This window comes from Dietzia sp. KRD202, from assembly GCF_017168155.1.
GTDB lineage: Bacteria > Actinomycetota > Actinomycetes > Mycobacteriales > Mycobacteriaceae > Dietzia > Dietzia kunjamensis.
The window spans coordinates 377,948-394,203 of sequence record NZ_JABFAN010000006.1; the positions used below are offsets into that span (position 1 = coordinate 377,948).

Genomic DNA, 16,256 nt, shown 5'->3' on the forward strand with positions numbered 1-16,256 from the left:
GTGCTCTGTCCGAACTTCCGAGGCGATGCGTATCCTCGCTTTCGGGGCGCGCCCAAGTAGTCGTATTTACGGGGCCAAGCAGACGAGCGGACTAGATAGGGCAGTTAGACGTGGCAAAATTTCAGAGTCGCGCATCTCGGGTCATTCGTACTCGCGCAATCACCAGCGTAGTCATACTCACAGCAATCATCCTCACGGCTATTCTAAGGTGGGATGATAACCGGGTCAGTGTCGGAACGAGCCCGCCGCTTGAATTGACCTCTGGAAAACTCGCCGACCCGTCACAATCAGTTCGGCTGCTGGTTATCGGTGATTCTACCAGCAACGATGCCGACGAATGGGTATCACTAACGGCACAGCATCTAGCCGATAGCAAAGGGCGCATGGTGGCCATGACCACTTGGGAACCAGATACCGAGAGATTCGGCCGAGAAATAATCCTCGCAGGCTCAGGAAGACCAATCACCATCATCAACTTCAGCTCGCCGGGCGCGACCCCACCCTACAACCTCCTTCGGCTAAGTAAGGTTGCAGCCGACCGTCCGGACCTGGTCATCGTCAACCAAGGTCACAATTCGCCCGACGTCGAAGCAGAAGTGGGCGCGCTAGTAACGGAGCTACGCCAGCTCTGGCCACAGCCACCCGAGATCGCAGTAATTGACCAGAATCCTCGCACTGACGACCCCAACCAGTCACAAGCGGCGGCCGTAGGCATGGATGCTCTGGCCGACTCGCATCCCTACATTGAACTCGTAGACGTGCGGTCCGCATTCCGATCAAACGGTGGTGCTGAGTTGCTGACGGACGGTTTGCACCCGAATTCGGAGGGGTCCCACCTGTGGGCTCGTACGGTATGGGCCGCTCTGGGGATAAGTTGAATAATGCCCACGCGGCAGTCGAACTGTGGGGCCTATGCCTGCGAGTAACCCACACCTCGTGTGGATTTCCGCAAGCGGCTCGACCCGAGATGCTAGCAGGTAGATTTTTGGCTGGTGCCGACGCGGGAAGTTTTCCCTGCGCGCCGCGTAGCAGTTCAACTATTCATACTAGGAGTACGCTCGGACGGTAGGCGGCAATGCACCGCTACGCTGCAGCCGGCAGCAAATACACGCAGAGTTCCCGTCGCCCTGCTGCTCTTTGAGTTTTATATCTGCAACACTGGACCAGCCGCTGGAGTGAGCACAACGAGCAGGACATCTAGCGACGTCTTCGGCTGTCCGGCCGCCGGGCGGGCCGCCAGAAGGGGTACGCCGCACACCCTTCTGGGCACGCCCGCCCCGGCCGTGGTCGGTTTGCAGTTATGGTTGAGGTGGTCAGCCTAATGGGCTCCGCTGCTCGACGGCCACGCACGGGCTAGGACTCGCAACGATCAGAGTTGCGTATCCACTGTCTGGGTGCTCCGTGAGAATCTGGAACGCTTGTCTCGCTCGCGGGCCACCAAATCGATCCTCGATAATTGGAAGGACATTATGACTGCTCTCTCCGGAGCTACTGTCGCAATCACAGGAGGGACGGGGTCCTTCGGATCAACTATGGCTCAGCATCTTCTCCGTAAGGACGTTTCGGCGGTCCACATCCTGAGCCGTGACGAAGCTAAGCAGGACGAGATGCGGTCGCGCCTCGACGAACCTCGGCTAAAATTCTTCCTCGGCGATGTACGCGACATTCAGAGTGTAGAAAACGCTTTCGCGGGCGTAGATTATGCATTCCACGCGGCAGCCTTGAAACAGGTCCCATCGTGTGAGTTCTTTCCTGATCAGGCAGTGAAAACTAACGTCGACGGCAGCGCAAACGTTATCCGCGCAGCGCACAAGCTTGGCGTGGCGTCAGTCGTTTGCTTATCGACAGACAAGGCCGTCTACCCAGTAAACGCCATGGGAATGTCAAAGGCGCTAATGGAGAAAACAGCACAGGCGTTCGCGCGAAACCACCCCGAGTCCCACACAACCGTGTCAGTCACTAGGTACGGCAACGTGATGTACTCTCGGGGTTCCGTGATTCCGCTCTTCGTCCGTCAGCTTCGGGAAGGACGACCGATGACTGTAACAGACGGTACAATGACCAGGTTTTTAATGAGCTTGCAGGAGTCCGTCGATCTTGTTGAGCACGCCTTTTTCAATGCTGAGCCGGGCGATTTGTTCGTCAAGAAAGCACCTGCGTGCACGGTCGAGACCTTAGCCCGGGCTACCGCTAAAGTCCTGGGCTTCGAAGATCCAGCGATTGTGAATATCGGCGTCCGGCACGGCGAAAAGCTGTATGAAACTCTACTGTCTAGAGAAGAGATGGCAAAAGCAACCGATCAGGGTGACTATTTTCGTGTGCCCCTTGACGCGCGATCGCTTCAATACTCCGTTTACGTTGACCAAGGCGATTCAGAAGCGCGCGAAGCGAAAGACTTCGATTCGAACAACACCGACCAGCTTTCCATTGACCAAGCTGCGGAGCTAATTGCCGACCTTCCGGAAATGCAGAACGTGGTAACGGAGCTCAACCAGTGAAGGTACTCATCACCGGGGCGTCGGGTTTTCTCGGCTGGCATACTCGCCTCCGCATCGCCGCGCTCACTGACCACCAAGTCCTAACCGCAAGTCGCGAGAACTGGGATATCCTTGATGAGCTCGTAGCGAACGCTGACGCCGTGATACACCTTGCCGGCGTCAATCGAGCGGCCACTGAAGATGCGGTGGAGCGCGGCAATCTTAGATTGGGCGCGGATCTGGCCCGAGCCATCACTCTCGCAAACAAGCCGCTGCGAGTCGTCATGTCTGGAACCATCCAAGTTACCCGCGACAATGCGTACGGTCGAGGTAAGTTCGGCGGGCTTCGACAGATTGAAAACGCGACCGTGGCAGCGGGCGGCCACTTCGTCGACGTTTGTCTCCCTAATCTATTTGGCGAACACGGCAAGCCGAATTACAACTCGTTCGTCGCTACATTTGTCGAAGCAATTGCATTGGGGAATCGTCCAAAGATCGACGATAATACTGTCGAGCTGCTTCACGCTCAAGACGCGGCGCAGTCCTTAATAGATGCGTTGAGCGTCCACGAAGTGCGCACTCGACCCATCGGGCAGGAAGTAGCCGTCTCTCGAGTGTGGGACTTGCTCGAGGAGTTTCACAGTTCGTATGCGTTGACCGGTGAAATCCCGAGCCTCACAACGAAGTTTCGGATTGACCTATTCAATTCATACCGGGCGGCGCTATTCCCCCAAAATTATCCAATCGCCTTGGTTCCTCACTCAGACGCGAGAGGGTCGTTCGTCGAAACAGTACGATGCCGCGGCGGCGAGGGCCAGGCATCATTCAGCACTACCGAACCGGGCGTCACCCGTGGCGAGCACTACCATCTCACGAAGGTTGAACGTTTCGTGGTAATTCAGGGTGAAGCCCGAATTAGTCTTCGAAAGATGTTTACCGACCAGGTCATCGATTTCGATGTCAATGGTAGCCGTCCTGTAGCTATCGACATGCCCGTCGGCTGGGTTCACAATATATCTAATACGGGAAAAGGTCAGTTGTTCACCCAATTTTGGAGTCACGAACTCTTCCGCCCACAGGCGCCCGACACCTTCCCCGAGGCTGTACGTATCGAAAGCGGGGACCTCTCCCGATGAAGGTTATGACCGTAGTGGGCACGCGCCCCGAGATCATACGGCTCTCACGTGTCATCCACCGTCTCGACACCACCGAAGGCATCGAGCACGTCCTGGTTCACACCGGCCAAAACTACGACTACACCCTCAATCAAATATTTTTCAAGGACCTCGGGCTGCGTCAGCCTGACCATATATTAGGCATCGACACCACAAGCGTCGGAGCCGTATTAGGCGGTACGCTAGTCGGCGCGGAAAGAGTCATGCTTACCGAGCGGCCCGACGCCGTCCTTGTTCTTGGCGACACCAACTCGTGCATAGCTGCGCTAATGGCAAGGCGGCTTAAGATACCGACTTACCATATGGAAGCAGGAAACCGTTCATTCGACTCGAATGTGCCGGAAGAGATCAATCGAAAATTGGTAGACCATGTCGCGGATTTCAATTTGGTATACACCGAGCATGCTAGACGCAATCTTCTAGCCGAGGGTCTTCATCCGCGCCGAATCATTAAAACGGGGTCTCCGATGTTCGAGGTTCTGAACGCATACCGCGAAAAGATCGTCACGTCGGATATTCTTATAGACAAGGGGCTCACAGAGCGTGAGTATTTCCTAGTTTCCGCTCACCGCGAAGAGAATGTAGACTCTCCCGACAGATTGCGACTGCTGCTTGAGTGCTTACTCGCGGTTCGCAATGAGTTCCGCAAACTTATCTTCGTTTCTACTCACCCAAGAACTCGCAAACGGCTTGAGGAACTCCCCAACTGGTCCGAGCCCGATGGTATTGTGTTCTCCGAACCGTTAGGTTTTCACGACTATAATAGGCTCCAGCTATCAGCCGCGTGTTGCCTCTCAGACTCTGGAACAATCGCCGAAGAAGCCTCGATCTTGGGATTCCCGGCCGTGACATTACGCGACTCGATCGAGCGCCCCGAGGCGCTAGACACGGGTCGCATCATTATGAGCGGGCTGAACTCAGAGGACCTCTTGATGGCGATACGTATATCGATGAATTCAGTAACATCGTCGCGATCTGCAGCTGTCGACAGCGTGCCAATGGACTACAAGATTGGAAACGCCTCCGAGCGGGCAGTCAACTTCATATTGTCCACTGCGCATCGCCACCACCAGTGGGAGGGAATTCGTGTATGAGTAACCTTTCTCGCGGAGGTGCGTATGCAGCGCTCCGTCTAGCTCGCAACAAACTCAACCTTGCCTCAAAGCGTCTTTCTGGCGTGCCGGCGACCGCATACGTACACCGTTCTGCCGCCATCGCACGCGACTTCAGAGCAGGAGACTATGTATTCGTGGGCCCAGAGTCCAGTATTGGTCCCCGCACCACCGTTGGAAAGTGGACGCTGATCGCCGCTCGTGTATCTGTAGTTGGTTCCGACCATAATTTCGACGAGGTTGGAACTCCGATTATATTCTCGGGGCGTCCCGAGCAACCCGAGACCCAGATCGGCAGTGACTGCTGGATTGGGCATGGTGCAACCATATTAAGGGGCCTTACAATCGGCGATGGGTCTATAATTGCCGCAGGCGCTGTCGTCACACACGACGTTCCTCCATACGAAATTTGGGGTGGCGTTCCAGCCCGCTTTATACGCCAACGTTTCCCCTCCCAAGGTACTGTGGATAAGCACCGGGCTATCCTCGCCTCGGGAAATATAACCGCCAAATTCGTTAAGTAACTAATGCAGCAGCACGAATGCATATCTCCAGTCGCCGATATCCGATGATTTCACCCAATTGATGATCACAATCTTGCTCACAGCGTCTCCTTCGCAGCGAAGATTGGTCCGGTCGGAGGAGGAGGGTGGAGCTAGTATTTCTGTTCTGTACTCACGAACGCATTAGTAGATAAGAGTCACCGCGGCTCGGCTCTTGGCCGCGCCGGAGTCAACTGGAGCATTATGAAAATCAGCGTGTTCGGTACTGGGTATCTTGGCGCCACACATGCCGTGTGCATGGCAGAGCTTGGCCACACGGTGATCGGAGTCGACGTTGACGCGACGAAAATCGAACGGCTGGCGGCGGGCGACGCACCATTTTACGAGCCCGGGTTGCCGAGTCTATTACGGACGCATGTAGCGTCCGGAAGGCTGCGCTTCACGACCGACTACTCCGAAGCCGCGAACTTTGCAGACCTGCACTTCATTGGGGTCGGGACCCCACAACGCGAGCCAGACTTTGCCGCCGACACGACTTTCGTCGAGCAGGTTGTACGCGATCTCGCTCCCCTACTGCCCCGGAACGCGATCATAGTAGGCAAGTCGACCGTCCCTGTAGGTACGGCTGCGAAGTTACAGGAGCTAGCTAACACTGGTGTCGCTCGAGGTCTTCAGGCCGAGGTGGTCTGGAATCCCGAATTCCTGCGAGAAGGGTTCGCAATTAACGACACGCTCGATCCTGACCGCATTGTTATTGGTGTCGCGAATGCGAATTCAGAGGGTGAACAGGTTCTCCGGAGAGCCTACGCGCCCATACTTGAGCGCGAACGAGCCTGCCCCGTGGTGGTTACCGATCTAGAAACGGCCGAGCTGGTTAAGGTGAGCGCGAACGCCTTCCTGGCGACAAAGATCAGCTTTATTAATGCGGTGTCAGAGGTTTGTGAGGCCGCCGGGGCGGACGTCACAGTGCTTGCTGACGCCATCGGCCTCGACGATAGAATCGGCAGGAAATTCTTGGGCGCGGGGCTCGGGTTCGGGGGCGGCTGCCTCCCGAAAGATATCCGTGCCTTCATGGCTCGCGCGGGCGAGCTGGGAGCCGATCAAGCGTTAACCTTTCTGCGCGAAGTCGATTCCATCAATATGCGTCGCCGCGAGAAGATGGTTGAACTTACCTCCCGCGCCTGCGGAGGTACGGTACTTGGCAAGACCATCGCCGTATTGGGCGCATCGTTCAAGCCCAATTCGGACGATGTTCGCGATTCTCCCGCACTTAACGTGGCGGGAATGCTCTCACTTAAAGGCGCTAACACGATTGTTTACGACCCTAAGGCCTTGGCTAATGCCCGCCGCAGCTTTCCGACTCTTAATTACGCAGAATCCGCGTTGGAGGCCTGCGCGGGAGCCGACGCCGTCCTTGTCGCTACGGAGTGGCGTGAATTCGTGCAACTCGACCCCGAGACGGTGGGCGCCGTCGCCCGCGGCAGAGTCTTGCTCGACGGCCGCAATTGTATGCCCTCAGATCGGTGGTGCAACCTCGGCTGGTCCTATTATGCGCTCGGTCGCGGTTAGTGCGCCGGGTTATAGGGCCACTTGCCTTCCGTTTCGGCTTGGTGGCCGCACGGGTCCTAGCGTTCAGAGGCGAGCTCCGCATTGCCCCCAGCACTTCTTAAAACCCGCCCCCGGGGGCACGCCCGTTTGGCTGCGACGAACCAAGAAAAAGACCAAGCGCAACGGCGCCAGGATTGAGTGAGGTGACATGAAAGTTGTCGTTGAAAGCCGCGCCTCGGGCCATCGGCTAGTGTTTGTGAGACTCCTGATCGATCACCTGCATCATCAGAACGAACCTTTTGCTTTTGTGACTAACGGCACCGTAATAGATTCCGTCGAGTTTAAAGATAACTTGCGGAGCCGCCTTAGTGACGAGGAACTGACCGTGCTGAGTACTCCGCATATCGGCCCTCGAGAAGTGTACCGACTGGCCGCGCAGCTAGACGCCACCCAAATCATCGTCCCTGATGGCGATGGCTTCGCACGGGAACTACTGCGATTCCCCCGACTATGGGGGAGAGTACCGCTCGTCCTACTGATTATTCACGACCCACGGTGGGAACGGTCTGAACTCGGCTGGCCGAGCCGCCATTCTGTAGCCAAGTGGCTTGCGCTTTCCCTTCTTCAATCCAGACTAGCGCGCCGCATAAGGGTGAAATTCCTAGCCGCGGCCTCGGGTTCGAGCCCGAGCAAGCACGCGGTCTCCGACCCGGTGATAATTGAAGACGATTTCCTAACGATTCGAAAGGCAGCTGAAAAGAATCGCAGGCGGTTGGCGATGGACGAATCGGTTACCTGGATCGGTGTTGTTGGGGTGATCTCTAAGTACAAGAATATCGCCATTTTGATAGACGCCGTTGAGCGTCTAAACCGACGCGGAACTCATCGGGTTGGCCTCGCGCTTCTGGGCCCAGTCCAGCCGAACTACAAAGCCGAGGTTGCTGACTTGGCCCGCCGATTGTCAAGAAGTTCCATATCCCTTGTGATCGACGACGAAGTCCGAAGCAATAGTCAGGTCAACATTGACGTTGCCTCTCTCGATATCGTCTCAGTTCTATACTCAGTCAACTGTACAAACTCCACTATGGCCAAGGCCGCGGCTCTCGGTGTGAAAACGTTGGCAGCTGGCCCTCCTGGCTTCAGGAAGATCTATCATGAGACGACGGGCCATGCCGCTCAACCGCTTGATGTGGAGCGGGTCACAGACGACCTCGAGCGATTATTAATCGAACCGCAGCCTGAACCAAGCCTTACGCCGCAACCAGAACTCTTTCCAATCCAACTGCTACGCGACTAATGAACCGCACTGGCTCCGTCGGAGGGTCTTGCTGAATCAAGCGGCCTGTGGTTCGGTCGCCTGATTGGAACGGTACATCTCCTCGTATTCGACGGGGGGTCGGTAGTCGATCGCCGAGTGCAGTCGCTCGTCGTTGAACCACTTCACCCAGTCCGCGGTCTCGCGTTCGACCTCGGTGCGTCCGGTCCACCTACGGGTGGTCTCCAGGTTGATCAGTTCGGTCTTGTACAGCCCGATCGTGGACTCCATGAGTGCGTTGTCGAGAGCGTCGCCGACGCTGCCGATCGACCCCTGCATCCCGGCCTCGCGGAGTGTGGCAGATAGGACCAGTGGGTACGCCTAGTTGTGATGTCCAGGCACGTTGGTCGAGAAGCTGTGACGAGACCATTTGATTTGTAGATGGGCGAAGGCCTCCCCGGTGTGGAGTGGAGCTGTCTAAGAACCGCTCCGCGACCCAGGAGGCCTTCGTGTCCCACGCTACTCACACCAACGCAGCGCTGACCCCTCGCGCCCGACTACGACTGGCGCGCCTGATCGTGGAACAGGGCTGGCCACCGGCTCGAGCCGCTGAACGCTACGACGTCTCCTGGCGCACGGCGAAGAAGTGGGCCGACCGTTACCGCAATGAAGGCCCGGACGGCATGGGCGACCGATCGTCCGCCCCACACCGTCACCCGAATCGGACGCCGGCCCCGGTTGTGCGCAAGATCGTGCACTTGCGCTGGAAGCAGCGGCTCGGGCCGGTTGAGATCGCCGACCGGCTCGGCATGCACTCTTCCACCGTGCACGCGGTCCTGGTCCGATGCCGCATCAACCGGCTCACCCATATCGATCGTGCGACTGGCGAGCCGATCCGCCGCTACGAGCACGAAAAGCCCGGAGACCTCATCCACGTCGACGTCAAGAAGCTGGGACGGGTCCCCGACGGTGGAGGATGGCGCTACGTAGGACGCCAGCAGGGCGGCCGCAATCGCAGCGCCACGCCCGGCATGCCTCGCAACAAGTGGCGCAACCCCAAGCTCGGGACCTGCTACCTGCACACCGTGATCGACGATCACTCGCGCGTGGCCTATGTCGAGGCCCGCAATGACGAGACCAAAGAGACTGCCACCGAGGTTCTCTCCAACGCCGTGGCCTGGTTCGCCGACCGCGGGGTCACCGTGCAGCGAGTTCTGTCCGACAACGGCAGCTGCTATAAATCACACTTGTGGCGCGACACCTGCGCCGACCTGGGAATCACGCCGAAGAAGACCCGCCCCTACCGGCCCCAGACCAACGGCAAGATCGAACGCTTCCACCGCACTCTGGCCGAGGGCTGGGCGTTCAAGAAGTTCTACAACTCCGAGAACGCCCGCCTCGCAGCTCTGCCGGCATGGATTCACGAATACAATCACCACCGGCCCCACTCCGCGATCGGGAAAGCCGCACCCATCACCAGGTTGAACAACCTGGCTGGGCATCACACCTAGTCCGGCGATCCGGTACTTCGATTCCGGCGTGTCCTGTCTCATCACTTCGAGGACACACGATCTCATGACATCGTGGACACGCTGTCTCACCACATCGTGCACAGGAATCGGCGTGGGCTGGGCGAGTGTGGCGGTCATGTCCAATTCACTGTCGCCCCGCACGCGGGCCTCGATCATCAACTACGACCCGACCCAACCGCACGCCTTGTCCGTGACCAAGTTCTGCCGGTCCTTGAAGATCTCGCGCAGCATGTTTTACAAGGTGCGCACCCGCTCGGCTCAGGAGTCGACGGCGGCGTTGCATCCTCGCTCTCGAGCGCCACGGTCACCGGCTCGGCGGTACGGCCCAGACGTGGTCAACGAGATCGTCGGGATCCGCAAGCGGCTCAAGAAGGATGGATGGGATTACGGCCCACGCTCGATCCACTACGAGGCCGCGATGCAAGACGCCTTCCCCGGGGACTTCATTCCGTCGGTGGCGACCATCGGCCGGTTGCTGTCCGCAGTCGGGCAAGTCGACCCGGCCCCGAAGAAGCGACCGAAGTCGTCCTACATCCCGTTCGTCCGCGCCACAGCGATGGCGCTGTGGCAGCTGGACGCGTTCGAGTATCGCCTCGCTGACGGCACAACTGAATATTCGTCTCACTGGGGTCCATCGGTATTGCCTCTGGGGGCCAGTGGCCGAGATTGCGAATATTGCGCTTGGGGGCCAGCAGTAGCGTCCGTGGGGGCCACCCGCTTCTAGGCTCCTTCCGCCGCGTGTATAGGGCACGCGGCGGAAGGAGCAATCCGTGACTGTACGGAAAATCAGGGCGAAGCTCGTGTTGCAGCTTCGCGCCGAAGGCTTGTCAGGCAGGGCGATCGCCGCCTCGCAGGGCATGTCCCGCAAGAGCATCGCGGCGGTGCTGGAGGCCGCCGATGCGACCGAGACGAGCTGGGACGACGTCGCCGAGCTCACCGATGAGCAGGTGTACGCCCGCCTGTTCCCGGGCCGCGGGGAACACGAGAGCGTGTTCGCCCAGCCCGACTGGGAACAGGTCCACCGCGAGATGGCCCGGGTCGGGGTCACACTCAAGCTGCTGCACGGCGAGTACACCGACCGCTGCGCCCACGCGAAAGCGCCGGCGATGGGCTATGACCGGTGGTGCAAGACCTACCAGCGACACGTGATGGTCACCGGCGCCGCCTCCCGCGTCGGGCACAAGGCCGGCCAGACGGTCGAGGTCGACTGGTCCGGCCCCACGATGGAGCTCACCGATCCGGTCACCGGAGCGACGCGGAAGGTGTACCTATTCGTGGCGTGCCTGCCATTCAGCCGGTACGCGTTCGTCTGGCCATCGACCGACATGCAGCAGGACGCGTGGCTTCGGGCGCACGTGGCGATGTTCGACGCCTTCGGCGGGTCGGTGCCGCGGATCGTGTGCGACAACCTCAAAACCGGCGTGGTCTCCCATCCCCGCGACGGCGAGATCGTCCTCAACGACGCCTACCGGGAAATGGCCGCCCACTACTCAGCAGCGGTCCTACCAGGCAGAATACGGCGCCCCAAGGACAAATCTGGCGCCGAGAACACCGTGGCGCACGTAGCGACCTGGGTGATCGCCGGCCTACGGGACCGCAAGTTCCACACGGTGCCCGAACTGGCAGAGGCGATCGGTGAGCGGATGGACGCCTACAACCGCGAACCGTTCCAGAAACGCCCCGGCTCGAGGCTCGAGGTCTTCACCGCCGAGGAGCGGCCGCTGCTGACACCGTTGCCGGCGGTGGCGTTCGAGATCAGCCGGTGGCTCTACGGCCGCCGGGTGGGCCGCAACGGGCACGTGGTGTTCGAGCGGAACTTCTACTCGGCCCCGCTGGCGCACATCGGCACCAAGGTCGATGTGCGGATCACCGCCCGCACGCTGGAGATCTACCTCGGCACCGAGCGGATCTCCAGCCACCTGCTGCTCCCAGCTGGAGCCTCCGGGCAGTACCGCACCAACGATGCCGACCTGCCGGCTGGCCGCCAGTACCAGCAGTGGGATGCGCCCCGGGTACGGGCGTGGGCCGAGCGGGTGGGGCCGGCGGCGGTGATCGTGGCGGGCCGGATCTTCGAGTCCGTGCCCGTCGACGAACAGGGCCTGGACGCTGCCCTGGCGGTGCTGCGCCTTTCGCGGCGGTTCTCAGCAGAGCGCGTCGAAGCCGCCTGCGCCCTGGCGCTGACCGGGCCGGTGCGCTCACTGTGAACCGCCCCAGGTTTCCCGCCGCCTCCTTTTCGAGTCGAGGAGGATGGTTGTATGCCGAAGAAAATCGATCCCGCGGTCAAGGAGCGGGCGCTGCGGATGGTGGCCGAGCACCGCGGTGAGTACTCGTCGCTGACGGCCTGCTGTGACCAGGTGGGCCGCCGTCTGGGGCTGGGCAAGGAGACGGTCCGTCGGTGGGCTGTGCAGGCCGACGTCGACGCCGGCGCCCGGCCCGGCGTCAGCACCGAGGAGAGCGCCGAGATCAAGCGCCTCAAGGCCGAGAACCGGCGGCTGACCGAGGACCTGGAGATCATGCGCCGGGCCTCGATTTTCTTCGCGGGGGAACTCGACCCCCGCAGCCGGTGATCTGCGAGTTCATCGGCCAGATGAGGTCCGAGGGGCATTGGCAGATAGGGCTAGTGGGTACGCCTAGTGCGGCGATCCGGTACTTGGATTCCGGCGACTCGGTGTGTTATCTCGCAACATCGTGGACACCGGATCTCGTCTCTTCGGTGACAGCCGATCTCACGACTTCGTGCACATCTACCAAGCGTCGCGCGTTGCCCCGTAGGAGTTGGTGGACGGCGTCATCGACCGTCCCCAAAGACCTCGGGGACAGTCTCCTGACGCCGAGCGAACTCTGCTTCATGTTCGGCAATCTTCCGCGCCCACTGTGCGGTCGGGTTGGCCACGTGAATGCCTCGGATGGCGTAGGAGGCGACGTGCCGGCCGCGGACCCGCAGCGCCACCATTGGCAGCGGGAAAGACATGACGACCTCGCCGGTGGTGATGTCGGACAGGAGAAACTCGTCGTCGGTGATGCTCCGGTAGAACTCGCGTCCGCCGAACGTGGTCGGAAGGCGTACGGCGTACCCGTGGTAATAGACCTGCCGGTTCGCTGCCGTGACCTCAACGACCGTTTGGTCCGCGGCCTGCTCCATCGCGTCGACGCTGGGCGGTCCAGGCAGCACTTGCCCTGACTTGGAGACCGTTACCGTTGCACGCCCGATCTGACGTTGGCTCAAGCGTCGAGCCTGCCGATACTGGGAGGCCTTTGCTTGGAGCACCTCCATGCGAATCGGTTCGACCGCAGGGGTGTGGTCGAGTAAATCCCACGCAGTCCGCGGCGTGGCCTGGTCCAGAGCCTGGTGCGGGCGGCGGTGGTTGTAGTGCTCGCGGAACCTGGTGATCCGCTCGCGCAACTGCTCCAGCGTGCCTGGACGGTTCGCATTGAGAAACCGGGTCATCGTCTGGTGTGAGCGTTCATTCTTGCCCTGCGTGGTGGGCCTTCCCGGCAGGCCCGTGATGGGCATAGTGCCTCTCGAGGCGAGGAACACCTCCACGTTGCCGATCCTGCCACCGCGTAGCTGGTTAAACGCAGACGAGTTGTCCGACAGCAACTCCTGAGGAGCGCCGTGCCGCTCAATCGCGTCCTCGAGTACACGTTTAGCGTCGATGCTGTTCTCGTGCCGGCTATGGGCCCACGATCCGACGTCGTAGCGGGTCGCGTCGCCGAGCACCTGATAGACGGTCGCAGTTGTGCCGTCAGCGAGGCGATACTCGAACGCGTCCAGCTGCCACAGCGCCATCGCTGTGGCGCGGACGAACGGGATGTAGGACGACTTCGGTCGCTTCTTCGGGGCCGGGTCGACTTGCCCGACTGCGGACAGCAACCGGCCGATGGTCGCCACCGACGGAATGAAGTCCCCGGGGAAAGCGTCTTGCATCGCGGCCTCGTAGTGGATCGAGCGTGGGCCGTAATCCCATCCATCCTTCTTGAGCCGCTTGCGGATCCCGACGATCTCGTTGACCACGTCTGCGCCATACCGCCGAGCCGGAGACCGTGGCGCTCGAGAGCGAGGATGCAACGCCGCCGTCGACTCCTGAGCCGAGCGGGTGCGCACCTTGTAGAACACGCTGCGCGAGATCTTCAAGGACCGGCAGAACTCGGTCACGGACAAGGCGTGCGGTTGGGTCGGGTCATAGTTAATGATCGAGGCCCGCGTGCGGGGCGACAGTGAATTGGACATGACCGCCACACTCGCCCAGCCCACGCCGATTCCTGTGTGGCAGATAGGGCTTGTCGGTACCGCGGGTCCGGCGAGTTGGTACCGCCATTCCGGCGACCCGGAACCGGCCCGTGTGTGAAGCGGGCCGGCACCGTCGGGGGTTACTCCCAGTAGCCGGTAGTGGCTCGGGCTTGGTCGTCGCGCTGTCGGCGCATGTCGACTTCGCCGAGGTTGATCTCGCGGGCGTTGTTGGCCAGGCGGTTGACGATGGAGTCCGCGGCGACCCGGTCAGGCAGCGCCTCGAGCCAGTACGCCGGCCGGGATTGGGAAGCGATCATCGTCGGCAGCCGGTGCTCCCGGTTGGCCAACACGGCGAACAAGTCGTTCGCGGCCTCAGGATCGATACCCACGGTCAGGAAATCGTCGATGATCAGCAGCTCCACGTCCGAGAGGTCGTTGAGCATCTTCTGGTGGCGGATGCCGTCGCCGCGGGCGATGACCAGCCGCCGGGCGAGTTCGTCCATGCGGGCGTAGGTGACGGTGTGCCCGTTCTGGCAGGCGGCGATGCCGATCGCGCAGGCCAGGTAGGTTTTCCCGCCGCCGGTCGGTGAGAGGACCAGCAGGTTGGTGGGGTCTTGGCGCCAGTGGTGCCCGGCGTAGCGTTTCATCCGCACCGGGGTGATCCCGCGTCCTTCCTGGTAGTTGATCTCCGCGATCGAGGCCTGCGGGATCGGGAACTTCGCCGCTCGGATCAGCTTGTCGATCCGGTGGGCCTGGCGCTGGTCCAAGGCGTCGTCGACGGCGGTGAGAAAGATCTGCTCCGGGGTGAGCTCGTCATTGGCCTCATCGCTGATGAGCTCCTCGAACCGGGTCGCCACGTGCGTGATGCGCAGATTGCGGAACTTCTGGTGATCGATCTCGGTGAACATCACACGCCCTCCCCGCTGCGGCCGCGCGCATAGTGATCGGCCGAGCGCACCTGCACCGCGCCGTCGTCTCGGGCCCCGGCCGGTGGCGGGGGCTTTCGAGTGGCCGCCGCCGGGACCACGGGTCGGGGCGCTTTGCCGTCGGAGTCGATGGTGGCCATGACGCGTTTGAGCACGCTGTAACTGCCGACGCTGTTCTGGTTGAGCAGCACTTGGCAGGCCGCCTCGAGCCGCTGGCGACTTCTCTTGCCGAGAGTTTCGAGAATGTTCTGGCAGTCCAGATAGCCCTGCGCCTCGATCACGTGACGATCCAGGATCTGGGCGATCACCTTCTCGGTGGCGGGGCCGAACCCGCGGGCACGGTCGGTGAACCACTGCCGCGACCACAGGCCGTCGATACCCTGGTGCTCTTTCGGGGCGTGAGCCAGCACCGTCGAGTACTGGCCCTTGCGGCCGTGGCGCCGGGAGTGCTCGCAGACGACCTGGTCACCGTCGAAGAGCGTCACCGACTGCGCGGTCAGGCGCACCCGCAGCAGCTGACCGGCGAAGGTGTACGGCACCGAGTAGTACTGCGAATCGCAGGAGACGTGATAGTTCCGTCCGACCTTGAGCTGCTTCCATTCCACCGTGGCGAACCCGTCGTCGGGCAGGGCCGCCAGCAGCGGCGCTTCGTCGGACTCGAACCTCTCCCACCGGGTCGTACCGTCAGCTCGGCGAATCTGGGTGTTGATCTCCGCGACCCGTTCGTCGATCGCCGCGTTCAGGGCCTCGACGGTGGTCCACACCTCCTCGGCGAGGTAGCCGATGACGCGTTTGTTGACCACTTCCACTGCTGACTCTACGGCTGCTTTGTCGCGGGGTTTTCGGACCCGGGCCGGCACGATCGCGGTGCCGTAGTGGTCGGCCAGCTGCTGGTAGCGGACGTTGACAGCCCTGGCCGCCTCGCCCTGCTTCTGCCGATGAGTGGCGGTGGTCGGGTTGTCGGGCACCACCATCTGCGGTGTCCCACCGAAGAACGCGAATGCGGCGACGTGAGCGTCAATCCAGGACGGCGATTTCATATCCGTGAAGCCGCGGCAGAACACCGCACCGGAGTACGGCAGGACGGCCACGAACAAGTACAGCTTGGTGACCTCTCCGGTGACGGCGTCGAGGACCTCGAGGGTGTCGCCGGCCCAGTCGACCAGCATCGTTCTGCCGGGTTCGTGATGCAGCGTGGCCACGACGTCCTTGATGCGGGCGTGCTCGGCGAACAGGGCGCAGTACTGCGAGTACCCGTACTTCTTCCCGCTTCCGGCCGGAGCGGCGAGATATTTGCCCCAGGCCTGCTGGATGGTGAAGTGCCGGTTGAACTTCATCGACGCCAGCACCCGATCAAAATCGGGCTTGGCGTAGTCCTCCGAGACGCGTTTGCGCCCGTCGGGGAACATCCCGGCGATCTCGGCCGGGTTCATCGACGACGCTTGGCCGGCGGTGATGCCGTACGCGGTGATCGTCTTCTTCACCGCCGCGATCTCC

The 16,256-nt window shown here is 61.1% G+C and carries 12 protein-coding genes and 3 pseudogenes; 11 read left to right on the plus strand and 4 right to left on the minus strand.

Features of this window, described 5'->3' with window-relative positions; genetic code table 11:
* Window positions 1-110: 110 nt before the first annotated feature.
* The 7 genes from J1M64_RS20515 (at window position 111) to J1M64_RS04850 (ending at window position 8,112) form a co-directional block, all read left to right on the plus strand.
* Window positions 111-878: an SGNH/GDSL hydrolase family protein gene (locus J1M64_RS20515; RefSeq protein WP_206473173.1), complete on the plus strand. Its 768-nt coding sequence runs from the start codon at window positions 111-113 to the stop codon at window positions 876-878.
* A gap of 591 nt (window positions 879-1,469) precedes the next feature.
* On the plus strand, window positions 1,470-2,498 hold the full coding sequence (locus tag J1M64_RS04825) for an SDR family NAD(P)-dependent oxidoreductase (protein ID WP_206473245.1): 1,029 nt from the start codon (window positions 1,470-1,472) through the stop codon (window positions 2,496-2,498).
* Window positions 2,495-3,613, plus strand: a complete 1,119-nt coding sequence (locus tag J1M64_RS04830) for an NAD-dependent epimerase/dehydratase family protein (protein ID WP_206473174.1) — start codon at window positions 2,495-2,497, stop codon at window positions 3,611-3,613. Before J1M64_RS04825 ends, J1M64_RS04830 begins: the two co-directional genes overlap by 4 nt.
* Window positions 3,610-4,746, plus strand: a complete 1,137-nt coding sequence (wecB, locus tag J1M64_RS04835) for a non-hydrolyzing UDP-N-acetylglucosamine 2-epimerase (protein WP_206473175.1) — start codon at window positions 3,610-3,612, stop codon at window positions 4,744-4,746. The genes J1M64_RS04830 and wecB overlap by 4 nt, the downstream gene beginning before the upstream one ends.
* Complete coding sequence (locus J1M64_RS20150) at window positions 4,743-5,288, plus strand: CatB-related O-acetyltransferase (RefSeq protein WP_206473176.1); 546 nt, start codon at window positions 4,743-4,745, stop codon at window positions 5,286-5,288. The genes wecB and J1M64_RS20150 overlap by 4 nt, the downstream gene beginning before the upstream one ends.
* A gap of 222 nt (window positions 5,289-5,510) precedes the next feature.
* Complete coding sequence (locus J1M64_RS04845) at window positions 5,511-6,836, plus strand: UDP-glucose/GDP-mannose dehydrogenase family protein (RefSeq protein ID WP_206473178.1); 1,326 nt, start codon at window positions 5,511-5,513, stop codon at window positions 6,834-6,836.
* Window positions 6,837-7,023: 187 nt separating this feature from the next.
* Window positions 7,024-8,112, plus strand: a complete 1,089-nt coding sequence (locus J1M64_RS04850; protein WP_206473180.1) for a glycosyltransferase — start codon at window positions 7,024-7,026, stop codon at window positions 8,110-8,112.
* Window positions 8,113-8,148: 36 nt separating this feature from the next.
* On the opposite strand, the pseudogene J1M64_RS04855 reads toward J1M64_RS04850, so the two are convergent.
* A pseudogene (locus J1M64_RS04855) lies at window positions 8,149-8,442 on the minus strand (integrase core domain-containing protein); the annotation flags it as partial.
* Window positions 8,443-8,579: 137 nt separating this feature from the next.
* On the opposite strand from J1M64_RS04855, the gene J1M64_RS04860 reads away from it, so the two are divergent.
* The 4 genes and pseudogenes from J1M64_RS04860 (at window position 8,580) to J1M64_RS04875 (ending at window position 12,169) form a co-directional block, all read left to right on the plus strand.
* Window positions 8,580-9,581 carry an IS481 family transposase gene (locus J1M64_RS04860; RefSeq protein WP_206473183.1) on the plus strand — a complete coding sequence of 334 codons (1,002 nt, stop codon included), beginning with the start codon at window positions 8,580-8,582 and terminating at the stop codon, window positions 9,579-9,581.
* Window positions 9,582-9,717: 136 nt separating this feature from the next.
* Window positions 9,718-10,194, plus strand: a pseudogene (locus J1M64_RS04865) (IS481 family transposase); the annotation flags it as partial.
* Window positions 10,195-10,372: 178 nt separating this feature from the next.
* A pseudogene (gene istA / locus J1M64_RS04870) lies at window positions 10,373-11,800 on the plus strand (IS21 family transposase); the annotation flags it as partial.
* A gap of 57 nt (window positions 11,801-11,857) precedes the next feature.
* Window positions 11,858-12,169: a hypothetical protein gene (locus J1M64_RS04875; protein ID WP_206473187.1), complete on the plus strand. Its 312-nt coding sequence runs from the start codon at window positions 11,858-11,860 to the stop codon at window positions 12,167-12,169.
* A gap of 221 nt (window positions 12,170-12,390) precedes the next feature.
* On the opposite strand, the gene J1M64_RS04880 is transcribed toward J1M64_RS04875, so the two are convergent.
* The 3 genes from J1M64_RS04880 to istA (J1M64_RS04890) all read right to left on the minus strand — a co-directional run.
* A complete protein-coding gene (locus tag J1M64_RS04880; RefSeq protein WP_206473189.1) occupies window positions 12,391-13,833 on the minus strand; it encodes an integrase core domain-containing protein in 1,443 nt (480 codons plus the stop codon).
* Between the two features lie 140 nt (window positions 13,834-13,973).
* On the minus strand, window positions 13,974-14,741 hold the full coding sequence (locus J1M64_RS04885; protein WP_006898359.1) for an ATP-binding protein: 768 nt from the start codon (window positions 14,739-14,741) through the stop codon (window positions 13,974-13,976).
* Window positions 14,741-16,256 (minus strand): IS21 family transposase (gene istA, locus J1M64_RS04890; RefSeq protein WP_206473191.1); only part of this gene is annotated, 1,516 nt, incomplete at its 5' end. The genes istA (J1M64_RS04890) and J1M64_RS04885, both read right to left, overlap by 1 nt.

Bases quoted from the DNA above. Each gene is read 5' to 3' on its own strand.
- J1M64_RS04875 (WP_206473187.1), top strand. From the start codon at position 11,858: ATGCCGAAGAAAATCGATCCCGCGGTCAAGGAGCGGGCGCTGCGGATG.
- J1M64_RS04880 (WP_206473189.1), bottom strand. From the start codon at position 13,833: ATGTCCAATTCACTGTCGCCCCGCACGCGGGCCTCGATCATTAACTAT.
- wecB (WP_206473175.1), top strand. From the start codon at position 3,610: ATGAAGGTTATGACCGTAGTGGGCACGCGCCCCGAGATCATACGGCTC.
- J1M64_RS04850 (WP_206473180.1), top strand. From the start codon at position 7,024: ATGAAAGTTGTCGTTGAAAGCCGCGCCTCGGGCCATCGGCTAGTGTTT.
- J1M64_RS04845 (WP_206473178.1), top strand. From the start codon at position 5,511: ATGAAAATCAGCGTGTTCGGTACTGGGTATCTTGGCGCCACACATGCC.
- J1M64_RS04825 (WP_206473245.1), top strand. From the start codon at position 1,470: ATGACTGCTCTCTCCGGAGCTACTGTCGCAATCACAGGAGGGACGGGG.
- J1M64_RS04885 (WP_006898359.1), bottom strand. From the start codon at position 14,741: ATGTTCACCGAGATCGATCACCAGAAGTTCCGCAATCTGCGCATCACG.
- J1M64_RS20150 (WP_206473176.1), top strand. From the start codon at position 4,743: ATGAGTAACCTTTCTCGCGGAGGTGCGTATGCAGCGCTCCGTCTAGCT.